The organism is Candidatus Neomarinimicrobiota bacterium (assembly GCA_018647265.1).
Lineage (GTDB): Bacteria > Fidelibacterota > Marinisomatia > Marinisomatales > TCS55 > TCS55.
Window position 1 is genome coordinate 1 of the sequence record JABGTK010000161.1, and the last position, 12,174, is coordinate 12,174.

General features: G+C 40.5%; 9 protein-coding genes and 1 tRNA gene. 8 read left to right on the forward strand and 2 right to left on the reverse strand.

Features of this window, described 5'->3' with window-relative positions:
* Positions 1 to 114 precede the first annotated feature (114 nt).
* The 3 genes from der to HN459_09575 all read left to right on the forward strand — a co-directional run bounded on the left by der (position 115) and on the right by HN459_09575 (position 3,096).
* On the forward strand, positions 115 to 1,431 hold the full coding sequence (gene der / locus HN459_09565) for a ribosome biogenesis GTPase Der (protein ID MBT3479687.1): 1,317 nt from the start codon (positions 115 to 117) through the stop codon (positions 1,429 to 1,431).
* The gene (locus HN459_09570) at positions 1,428 to 2,048 is read left to right on the forward strand and encodes a YigZ family protein (protein ID MBT3479688.1); all 621 of its coding nucleotides are present in this window, start codon (positions 1,428 to 1,430) and stop codon (positions 2,046 to 2,048) included. Before der ends, HN459_09570 begins: the two co-directional genes overlap by 4 nt.
* A gap of 79 nt (positions 2,049 to 2,127) precedes the next feature.
* Positions 2,128 to 3,096, forward strand: coding sequence for a hypothetical protein (locus HN459_09575; protein ID MBT3479689.1), 969 nt, complete (start codon positions 2,128 to 2,130; stop codon positions 3,094 to 3,096).
* An 18-nt stretch (positions 3,097 to 3,114) separates the two neighbouring features.
* Here the strand turns inward: HN459_09575 and HN459_09580 are convergent, their stop codons facing one another.
* A complete protein-coding gene (locus tag HN459_09580; GenBank protein ID MBT3479690.1) occupies positions 3,115 to 5,058 on the reverse strand; it encodes a DUF3604 domain-containing protein in 1,944 nt (647 codons plus the stop codon).
* Positions 5,059 to 5,395: 337 nt separating this feature from the next.
* Positions 5,396 to 5,469 (reverse strand) — tRNA-Met (locus HN459_09585).
* A gap of 244 nt (positions 5,470 to 5,713) precedes the next feature.
* Here HN459_09585 and HN459_09590 point away from each other — a divergent pair.
* The 5 genes from HN459_09590 to HN459_09610 form a co-directional block, all read left to right on the forward strand.
* Entirely contained in the window at positions 5,714 to 7,456 is a 1,743-nt protein-coding gene (locus tag HN459_09590) for a DEAD/DEAH box helicase (GenBank protein MBT3479691.1), read from the forward strand.
* 392 nt (positions 7,457 to 7,848) lie between these two features.
* Positions 7,849 to 10,182: a glycoside hydrolase family 95 protein gene (locus tag HN459_09595; GenBank protein ID MBT3479692.1), complete on the forward strand. Its 2,334-nt coding sequence runs from the start codon at positions 7,849 to 7,851 to the stop codon at positions 10,180 to 10,182.
* A 1-nt stretch (position 10,183) separates the two neighbouring features.
* On the forward strand, positions 10,184 to 10,741 hold the full coding sequence (locus HN459_09600; protein ID MBT3479693.1) for a hypothetical protein: 558 nt from the start codon (positions 10,184 to 10,186) through the stop codon (positions 10,739 to 10,741).
* Between the two features lie 12 nt (positions 10,742 to 10,753).
* On the forward strand, positions 10,754 to 11,431 hold the full coding sequence (locus HN459_09605) for a hypothetical protein (GenBank protein MBT3479694.1): 678 nt from the start codon (positions 10,754 to 10,756) through the stop codon (positions 11,429 to 11,431).
* 3 nt (positions 11,432 to 11,434) lie between these two features.
* Positions 11,435 to 12,174: sulfite exporter TauE/SafE family protein (locus tag HN459_09610; GenBank protein MBT3479695.1), on the forward strand; the 740-nt coding region annotated here is incomplete at its 3' end.

The following is a 12,174-nucleotide window of genomic DNA, read 5'->3' on the forward strand; positions in this document are numbered from 1 at the left end:
AAATTGAAATTATGGAATGAATTGATTCTATCAAAAAAAGTAACAAATAATGAAAAAAATAGAAAAAATTAAAAGAAACTATCTGCAGAAATCTGCATCGTTTCAGGATATTAAATGGCAAACCCAGTCATAGCAATCGTAGGGCGACCCAATGTAGGAAAATCTACTTTTTTCAATCGTATGTTGAGACAGAAAAAAGCCATCGTGGATGCTCAGGAAGGGATTACCAGAGATCGCATTTATGGCAATATGGATTGGGTTGGCCATAATCTTACATTTATAGATACGGGTGGTTATATCCCGGAAGATTTGGACATATTCAATAGTGCCGTTCGAAAGCAAGCCCAAGCGGCTGTGTCTGAAGCTGACTTGATATTACTTATGGTAGATGGTCGGGAAGATCCTACTTCATCTGACAGATCATTGGCCCAATTCGTTCGAGAGTCGGGAAAAAAATCTATCCTATTGGTGAATAAATGTGACACTCTCGAATCGAATAAACAGATTAATGGATATTATGAATTAGCCATCGACCCAATTCAACCTATATCTGCATTAACAGGACGTCTATCGGGCGATTTATTAGACCTTATTTTGGAACAGCTCAATATTAAGGGAGCCAAACCGGCAGAAGAGGAAGAAACTGGCATGCGACTGGCCATTGTGGGTATGCCCAATGTTGGAAAATCATCTCTCACAAATGCTTTACTGCAAAAAGAACAGACAATTGTAACGCCTATTGCGGGAACCACCCGAGATTCCATTGACTCTTATTTAAAATATTTTGGTAAAACCATTACATTGGTTGATACGGCTGGACTTCGAAAGCGGAGTAAAGTGCATGACAGTATTGAATTCTATAGTACGGTTCGCACCGAGCGGGCTATTGAACATGCTGATGTTGCACTTGTTTTGATTGATGCTGAAAAAGGATTTGGTAAACAGGATAAGACCATAGTGGACAATGTTATAAAAAAAGGTAAAGGATTGATTTTCTTAGTGAATAAATGGGATTTAGTTGAAAAGGACACTCATACAGTAAAAGAGTTCACTGAAGAAATTAGTTACCAATTTCGCTCACTCGTGCATTATCCTATTCTTTATATTTCTGCATTAACCAAACAACGTGTATCTAAGGTGTTGGGAATTGCACAGACTGTTTTTGAAACGCGGCAAAAATCCATTACCACATCTAAATTAAATAAATTTTTGCATGATGTTGTTATCCAGCAGTCGCCCCCGGCTACACGAGGAAAAGTGATTAATCTAAAGTATATGACTCAAGTCCATATTGCACCAGCCCTCTTTGTCATTTTCACCAACTATCCGAAATTGGTTCCTACAAGTTATAGGCGATTTATTGAGAATCAATTGCGGGAAAAATTTGACCTGATGGGTGTGCCGATTCGAATATCATTTCGCAATAAATGATCGTACCTCAGGGCAGAAGCGAGGCCCATTTCAAAGAACAACGATCGGAATTTATTGGTTTACTTTTTCCACTGGATTCAGGAGATTCATTTCAATCCATCCTTAAAGTATTAAAAAGTGATTATTCTAAAGCGCGCCATATTTGTTGGGCTTATCGAATCCATGATGGGAATGAAATAACTGAAAACAGTTCTGATTCAGGCGAACCGAGTGGTACGGCGGGTATACCTATTTTGAACCAGATTCGAAAAAAAGATGCCATAAATATAGCTGTGTTCGTTTTGAGGTATTTTGGCGGTATAAAACTGGGTAAACGGGGATTGATTGATGCTCATGGAAAAACGGCTGCAGAAACCATTCAGTCGGCTGTATTTAATAATTGGAACCCCATGATTGAACTATCGATTAAAGCTGATTTAAAATATTATGGCGATGTCCTACAGGTTTTAGCAAAATTTGACGGTAAAATACTGGATAATTATTCTGATTCGAATTTGAAATTGAAAATAAATATCCCTGTGGAAAAGAGAAAAATTTTAAAAGAAAGTTTAATCGGTGGTGCGTTTGGAGATGTTTTGATAAAGAGAAGCGAGCGCGAACCAAACCAAGGAGGGTAGAGGTAAAAGGAGTTGGCAAGTGAAATCCGCGCCCGCTTTAGACCTTAGACCCCAAATAATTAAAAAGGTTCCCTATAAAATGAAAAAAATAATGCAACGGTTGATATGGCTCACAGTCTTACTCTTTACCCAATCCTGTTCCCAGGATGTTCAACCACTCACAATTGGCTTTTGGAATGGGGAAAATCTCTTCGATACAGATGATGATCCCAATACCAATGATGAGGAATTTGCCATTGGCGGTCGCAAAAATGTGACGCGTGAAATATATGATCTTAAGATTAAACAGTCGGCAGAGGTATTGGCAGATCTTAACGCCGATGTTGTCGGTATTTGCGAGGTTGAGCATCAATGGGTATTGGAAGATTTGAATGATGCATATCCCCAGCGGGATTACGAGATAATCCATTATGAATCGCCGGATAACCGAGGAATTGACAATGCGCTACTCTACGATCCGAATAAATTAAAAGTAATTTCTAGCAGGGCAATATTAAATAGTTTGCCCAAAGGTGGTAATACAAGGGACATTCTATATGTGAAAGGTGAATATGCCGATGAAATCATCCACATCTTTATCAACCATTGGCCATCCAATTATGGTGGACGTGAAAAAGCCATCCCCAAACGGGCGGCAACAGCGACTCTTATTTCTAAGGAAATTTCTGCAATATTATTAAACGATGCCGGTGCGGAGATAATCCTCTTGGGGGATTTCAATGAAGACCCAGACGAAATGAATGTGCAATCCCTGAAGACTGTGGGACTTTCTAGTTTGATGGAACCTATGTTAGGACAACCCAAAACGGGCACGTACGTTTATCGCGGCAAAGATTTATTCTATGACCAAATCATAGTTCATGAAAGTCTAAAAGATGCACGTGGATTGGCAATCGATCCTGAGAGTGTTTATATCCTGGATTTACCCAAGTACCGTCAACAGGAGGGTGATTATGCCCATTACCCATTTCGTTTCTGGGCGGGAAATAACTTATTGGGCGGCTTTTCCGACCACCTTGCGGTGCGGGTGAATATTATAAAAAAATAGAAAATTCCCCTCGATTGGTTATCGGTCCGGAGAGTACCAAATAGGGGACGACCATGCTCTTTCACGAACGGTCATTGAAATTCGGTCAGAATACTTTGTGCCGTATCGAATTTGGTCCCACAACTGCCAACTGGCGGTGGGAATCTCAATTACACGTACATAATAAAAGGCTTTAGCTTGGGGGTCAAATTCCGGATCATTCCAAATAACCAATAGTTCTTTGGCACCTTTATCCTTGGACCATGCGCCCGTTTTTAGATCCACTGTGGCGCCATTATCCGGGACCGTCCCATCGTCAGCGACGTTTCTTCCATCAGAGATTGCTACATCAAATATTTTTTCATGGAGTTTCCCATTTTTATGCCATCCTTTTACCACTTGAATTCTATCTAAATTTGCACCGATTGAATCTTTTTTGGCCCAGATCAGGAATTCTGCTTCTTGAATGTCTCCCGCAAGATCACTACCCATTGGTACCCCATTGGTATATCCATTTTTCACTAACTCATCATTTGAGTTAAATTTGTTATTGAATCCGTTGCCGCCAAAAAATCGTAACTGGATTCGGCTGCCACTGGTGGCATAACATTCTTTTGCCTTTAGAGCATCGTACAAATATCCGCGGGTATTTTCTTCGGCCCATACAGCCACCATTCCTCCGGGATTAACTACTTCATGCACCATATATGATTGATCTAGAACCCAGCGATTGGTCGCACGTGCTTCAGGAAAAAAATCTGCAATAGCATTATTGCCAGTATTACTATTTTCCTCAACTTTCCCCGGTGTTGCAGTATGGGTGTCTGTGCTACCAATCATTCCGAATTTGAAGGGATTTACACCATGAGTATCCTCATGCTCGAGTCCTTTTTTAAGAGCCCAGCGCACATAATTATTTTCCATTGGTGGATCGAAGGAATAGTTTTCATAACCGGAAAATTCATCATTTTTCCAAAAAGCGGCATGGACTTCTGAGCTACCTTTGGCCTGAGTGACCTCTACCAACGGTTCAAAATCTTGGCGCAGTTGGGCATATTCTGATGTCATGGGATTTCCGTTTTCATCTCGATCGGTAAAAGCGCCTCCTTCAGCCAAATTGGTGTTATGAGGTATTGCCATAACAGTGGCGCCTTCATTGGTAATCTCCTTTAGCCAATTCCACAGGGATTCTTCATGCCGTAATTCGAATGAACTCAAGGGATAGTCCGGCACCATCATATCGCGGAAAATAATATTTTTATGAAGGTGAGCATGTCCGCTTGTTTTGGACCACTCATATCCTGCCAATGTGGTAAACGTTCCCGGATCATAGTGTTTTTCGGCTGCATCCAAAATAACATCCCACGCTTTGATGGTGGTGTTATAGCCTCGGAAGAAACGGGGATGAGTCGGATTTGGATTGCCTGCTTGGTCATGGGCAATATTGAAAAGTTGCAGTTGTCGAGTTGTGTCAAGATATACGGGAATATCAGGATTAAGTTCTGAAAACATGGGTTCATTCGGTTCATGGATAGAACGAAACAATCTGGGCATAATCGCCTTATGTGCCGGTTCTTCTGGGTTTTGGATAGTCATTATTTCACCCAGACCTTCAGCATGATCTGTTACAGCAGAAAAATCGAGAGGGCGATCAATCTTTACAGGTCTTCCAAAAATTTCAATGGCTTCTCCTCGTGCAAACTTATAGGCATCATCGGGGTTCGCCAAAGTGCCCCCAACATAAGCATCCAAAGATAGAGAGGTATGTACGTGTAAATCCCCAAAATAGAGGTTTTTCAATGGATTGGGTGATAATTGGTTTTCTTCTCTAAATCGATCGGTGCGTGTTTTATCCGAAATGGGGTTGGGCACAAAGTCTGTAATCGGTCCGCTGGGCATAAGCGCCTTGAAAACGATACTCCCAATAAATAAAAGAGCAAGGATAATGAATGCGGCAATTTTAAGCTTTTTTGATTGAGTCATAATTATGTTCTATAGTTGTTTATTTTTAATTAGAGAATAAATCTTTAATCTTAATAGGTGCAGTGTAACCCTTTTCAGTTCTTATGTCCAACGACTTATAAATGACAACATATTCATTAAAAAAATCGGGATAAATAAAAATCCCCCATAAACCAAAAAAGGCCTCTTTCGAGACCTTTTCGGTTTTTAGTAGCGGGGGACGGATTGCCTCATCGGCTAAAAGCCGATTTTACCGGTCTACGTCTCAATACTATTAGAACTCCGGCTCGAACACGGTTCTCATCCATTACCCCCATAAACCAAAAAAGGCCTCTTTCGAGACCTTTTCGGTTTTTAGTAGCGGGGGACGGATTCGAACCGCCGACCTTCGGGTTATGAGCCCGACGAGCTACCAGACTGCTCCACCCCGCGTCATGTTTAATTTTTCTGGTAAAAAACGCCTAATCTTTCGATAGAAGGCCGGCAAAATTATACTCTTTTTATATCCAAGACAAACGATTAATACAGTATTATTATGTCCAAATTGGAAATTGTAGAATCAACCCTGAATTCTTAGTCAAGATAGATTATTATCTATTCCATTAGTTGTATCAATAAAGGGGTAACTTCCATGCTCGAAAACCCGCATTTAATCCCAATTCAGAGCAACATATAAATGGACAATTTTAAACAGACACGACTTCATCCCGATATCCTTAAAGCAATTGCTGAAATGGGATTCGAAACACCCACGCCCATCCAGGCGAAAACGATTCCACATTTGATGGCATCTGCACACGATTTGATCGCCACCGCCCAAACGGGAACTGGCAAAACGGCGGCCTTTGGCTTGCCATCCATCCATTTGACTGATGTGGAAGATCGAAATACACAGACAATTGTGCTTTGCCCAACGCGGGAATTATGTATGCAGATTGCCAAAGATCTTGCCCAATATTCGAAATATATCAAGGGGATGAATATTCTTGCTGTGTATGGTGGTGCCAGCATCCAACCCCAGATTAAACAATTAAATAAAGGTGCCCAAATTGTTGTTGGTACACCGGGACGTACAAAAGATCTTATTAAACGAAAAAAACTAGATATCAGTCATGTTGCCCGAGTGGTTCTTGATGAGGCAGATGAAATGCTTACCATGGGATTTAAGGAAGATTTAGAGATGATTCTTTCCAAAACGCCCAAGGATAAACAGACTTTACTTTTTTCCGCAACCATGTCAAAACGAGTGGTTTCTATTACCAAATCCTACATGAAAGACCCATTGGAGATTGCCGCTGCTCGAATGAATATTGGCGCCGATAATGTGCAGCACGTTTATTATATGGTAAACGCCAAGGATCGATACGAAGTAATTAAACGGGTGGCGGATATTAATCCTGATATTTATGGTATTGTTTTTTGCCGCACTCGCCGTGAAACAAAAGAGGTGGCCAATAAACTGATGCATGACGGTTATAATGCCGATACGCTCCATGGCGATTTGTCTCAGCAACAGCGCGATGATGTTATGGAAAGGTTTCGGAAGCGCCAATTACAAATTTTAGTCGCCACGGATGTGGCTGCCCGAGGGTTGGATGTGGATAATCTCTCTCATATAATCAACTTTAATCTTCCCGATGATGATGAAATTTATGTCCACCGTAGCGGCCGAACAGGTCGGGCGGGAAATAAGGGTGTTTCTATTGTAATCGTCCATACACGAGAGATGCGAAAAATTCGTGAGATTGAGAAAAAATCGAGCATTTCGTTTAAAAAAGAAATGGTTCCCAGTGGATTGGATATTTGCCAAAAACGATTATATACATTAATTGACAATGTAAATAATGTAAATGTTGATGAAAAACTAATTGGACAATTTCTCCCTGATATTTATAAAAAGTTGGAATATTTAGACAGAGAAGAATTAATCAAACATTTTGTATCTACGGAGTTCAACAGGTATTTATCCTATTATAAAAATGCCCGAGATATCAATATTTCCGGTAAGGATAGGGGCGAGAAAAGAGGTCGGCGCGAACAGGTAAGTCGAGACGAACGGTATAATACACCTTTTGCAGGATTTTATGTTAATGTTGGATTTCAACAAAAAGTGAATCCCGGCCGTCTCATTGGTTTGATTAACGAATGTTTAAAATCAGGTGATGCCGTAATTGGAAATATAGAAGTAATGAAAACTTTTTCCTTTTTTGAGTTAGATAAGCAATGGGAATCAAAATTATTTGAAGGTATGAAGGGAAAAAATTTCGAAGGTATTCCTTTAACACTTGAAGGGGATAAAGGCAGTCCCAGCGGCAAAAGTAGTTCAAAGGGGAAATCGAATTATCAAGGTAAAAAGGGTGGTCGAGGCAGAGCAAGGCCTAATCGGAATGAAGGAGGCCGCCGCCGTAGAAGACGGTAATTAATTTCTATTTTGTAGACTATTCTGTCGGGGCTGACCTTTGTGTTTGCCCTAAAACAGTGCTTATGTATTGGCCAAGGCAGACTGGAATATTCACTCTTTTCTTTGGCGCAAAGAAAAGAACTGGAAAAGAAACAGCCCATGGGAAAATATTCAATGGATCTCATTTTTTTCAGTGATGAGCTTCAATTCATTTTAATCTTCAAAATATATCGATCCTAGTAATTGAATATTTTGAATACAGCTATATAGATAAATTTATTTATTGCTCTTGGGCGGATACATAGAACCGCCCCCACTAATAATAATTTTAGATCCTAAAATCGAATATCGAACAGATCTTCATTTATTTTTCATATACATTGATCCCCTTTTCATATTTAGATTTGTGGATGAAAAATCTTCTTTCCGTCCTTTGTTTACTTTTATTATTTGGGTGTAATACCATCCCAAAACAAGAACGCACCCTTTGGTATAATACTCCCGCTGAAACATGGAATGAAGCACTGCCAATCGGTAACGGCCGCATCGGTGCCATGGTATTCGGACGGCCTGAAACTGAACGGATTCAACTCAATGATGATTCAATGTGGCCCGGAAGCCCTGAGTGGGGAAATCCACCGGGACTGCCTGAAGATCTAAAAAAAATACGTGAATTGCTTATGGCCGGGAATCATGTTTCGGCCGATAAAATGGTGATTGATAAATTTTCCAGGAAATCTGTGGTGCGTTCTCATCAGACTTTGGGCGATCTCTGGCTGGACTTTGATCATGAAGATGTTACCGATTACCACCGTGAGTTGGATTTGAATAATGCGGTCATTCGTATTTCCTATAATGTAAATGGTGATCGAGTTACCCAAAGTATATTCGCATCGGCACCAGACCAAGCTATAATTATGGAAGTGTCCACTAATTCTAAGTTCGGATTGAATGGGACGATTCGTTTAACGCGTCCCTTAGATGAAGGATTTCCAACAGTGAAAACGCGAGCAGAAAACAATATGCTCATCATGAATGGTGAAGTGACTCAGCGGGGTGGTATGGTAGACAGTAAACCAATGCCGATTTTGCATGGAGTTAAATTCGAAACGCGCGTCCATGTGAAAAACAAAGGTGGAAGTATTACCCCAAGTGACGACCATCTATTTCTTGATGGAGTCAAAACAGCCACTTTTTATATTGTGAACAATACGGATTTCTACTTTGAAGATTATTCACAAAAAAATTCAGATCAATTACGCAATATTGTGAATAAAGGGTTTGATGCACTCTTACGATTTCACCAAAAGGATTATCAATTATTATTTAACCGAGTAACAATTGATCTAAATAATAATGGCAACCCTGATATTCCTACGGATCAACGTCTTGATAATATTAAAAAAGGTCAACCAGATCGGGGCATGGAAGAATTATTGTTCCAATACGGTCGCTATTTGCTCATCAGTTCATCCCGTCGCGGAACCAATCCTGCCAATCTCCAGGGGTTGTGGAATCCTCACATAAAAGCACCGTGGAACGCGGATTACCATTTGAATATTAATCTTCAGATGAATTATTGGCCCGCTATGACCACCAATTTGATGGAATTGCAATTGCCTCTTTTTGATTTCGGTGATCGATTGGTGAAGCGAGGGAAGTCAACGGCAAAAGAGAATTTCGGAATAGACGGTGCTATGATACCCCACGCTACAGATTTATGGGCACCGGCTTGGCTCCGAGCTCCAACGGCCTATTGGGGAGCATCATTCGGTGCTGGAGGATGGCTCGCCCAGCATTACTGGCGTCACTATGAATTCACTGGTGATAAGGCATTCTTAAAAGATCGCGTTTATCCCGTTCTCCATGAGATTGCACAATTTTATGCCGATTGGCTAATGGTTGACCCGAGGGATGGAACACTTATATCGGCACCGGCCACATCACCAGAGAATCGATTTTTTGATAAAGATGGAAATAAAGTAGCCACATGTCTAGGTAGCGCCATGGATCAACAGGTGATTGCCGAGGTTTTTGACCATTATGTTGAAATGTGCAGTTTACTGAATTTGAATCCACCTTTAATGAATGAGATTGTAGAAAAACGAAAAATACTTCGGTCGGGCATGGTTATTGGTTCAAATGGACGGATTTTAGAATGGGACAGGGAATATGATGAGCCGGAAAAAGGTCATCGTCACATGTCTCATTTGTACGCATTTCACCCGGGAGATGCTGTGAGTAAAAAGGATACGCCAGTATTATTTGATGCTGTTAAGAAGACATTGGCGTATCGATTAGAACATGGTGGCGCGGGAACTGGATGGAGCCGCGCTTGGCTTATTAATTGTTATGGTAGATTGATGGAAGGAGATTTGGCCTATGCCCATATTCAACAATTATTTCAGCGGTCGATTCAATTAAATTTATTTGATTCTCATCCTCCATTCCAGATTGATGGGAATTTTGGATATACTGCAGGTGTTGTAGAAATGCTACTCCAATCCTTTGAGGATAATACAATTCGCATACTTCCGGCTCTACCTGAAGCATGGTCCAGTGGAAATGTAACAGGATTGACCGCAAAGGGTAATTTCATTGTGGATATCCATTGGGAAAATAATCGGCTAAAAAAGGCGGTTGTCACCGCACCTATCGGTGGAAAGACAAATTTAATTTATGGTGAAAAAATAATACCCGTTGCGCTCATGCCAAATGAATCATTTACTCATAGGAATGATTAATTTGAAACAATATTCATTATATGGAATTATGACCATAGTTATTTTTGGTTGCACGAATTTTGAAATGTCGAAACCGGAGCCATCCCACATACCGCCGGCAGAAGTGAATTATAGAAAACACTTTTTAACCAATAAATCCACACTTAATCCAATCGAAGGTGTCTGGATGGAGTATGTGGTGGGTACTTTATACGAGGATGGAAAAGTGGTGGAAAGAAAAGAAGTACCAAAACGCGCTCGATGGATCGTGATCAAAAAGGGAAATGTTTTCAAAATTTTCAATGAATATGGCGAACAGAATAAATATGTAGCTTCGTTCAAACAGGGGAGACAAAAAGACACATATACGTTTGATTGCTATTTCATTAAATCAAAGGATCATATTATAACAAAAGTGTTAATGGTTGACGGCAAAAGAATAGAAATGGCCTATGATGCGCCTAAAGGGATATTTGAAGAAAATTATCAGGAATTTATGGGAAAAGCCCTTAAACATGATCCTGAGAAGACATTAGAATTGCATTGGCAATTCAATTGGCTCAAGACTTTTCCAAAATAGACATTTTTAAAAATGACACTGTTTCAATTTATCCGACCCGCATTTAAAGTACCCACCTTGGGATGGAGTGCAGGGGATCATCAGAAATGGAAACCACCCATTTTCACCTTTTTCCTGCTGAACTTAGGATTGTGGCTGTTCGGAACAGGTCAAGCTTTCATTATCAATGGAGGGATAGGGTTAGGACCTTGGACCGTCTTGGCACAAGGAATTAGTAAAGAGATTGGATGGTCCATTGGTTTCTCTACTTTTATTGTCAGTCTCATCGTTTTGTTACTTTGGTTTCCACTCAAAGAAAAACCGGGACCAGGTACAATCATGAATGTTATTCTCATTGCCATTGCCATTGACGTGATGATACCGGTTGTACCTATTCCCAATTCATTTTCTATAGCAATGCTTCAGGTCGCATTTGGGATCAGTTGTGTAGGCATGGGTAGTGCTCTGTATCTCACCGCAAATCTTGGTCCGGGCCCGAGAGATGGGCTTATGATTGGTCTGCAACGTATCTTAAACCGACCCATAGGCATTGTTCGCTTAGGTCTCGAGGTTTGTGTCCTGCTGATCGGTTGGGTTTTAGGCGGCAAAATTGGTATTGGTACAATCATGTTTGCTTTTGGATGTGGTCATGCTATTGCAATATGTTTAACAATTATTTCAATTGGACAGCCCAAAATGGTAAAGGTATAAGACTTGATTGAATCTCTAATCCTTATCCTTGCTGCTTTCCTCACTGCCATGCTTTCTGCTATTATCGGCATGGGCGGCGGCATTACACTTTTAGGCATCATGGCTATTATTATCCCCGAAGGATATATGGTGGTGGCCCTTCATGGTGTAATTCAATTGGTGAGTAATGTGACTCGAGCGACCATATATCGAGAGCATATTCATAAACCCATTTTTCTGAAATTCCTTATAGGGCTTATTCCCGGATTACTCCTTTCTGCAGGGATTGTATATGGCCTCATTCAATATTATGAAGTGTCTTCTGCCGCAGATATAAAGATCGATTTTCTCAAACCACTCATCGGCTTATACATTCTTTGGTTTCTCTATTTGAGAAAAAAGGGAAAGTCTGTTTCAGAAAAGGCCTTTTTATGGATGGGAGGACTAAGTGGATTAGTAACCGTTTTCGTTGGTGCGGCCGGACCGCTAATTGCACCTTTTTTCATTAATAATAAAATGAGTAAAGAAAATGTGATTGCCACCAAGGCTGCCTGTCAGTCCGTGGGGCATTTCGGAAAACTTCCCATATTCATTTTCATGTTCAGTGTAAATTATTTGAATGAATGGACAGCAATTCTTCCTTTACTTATAGCAGTCTATTTCGGTACCAAGTTCGGCAAAAAGATGCTGGGAAAATTACCCGAATCCACGTTTAGGATGCTTTTTAAAGTTACACTCACAGTGATTGCCATCCGACTGGTGGC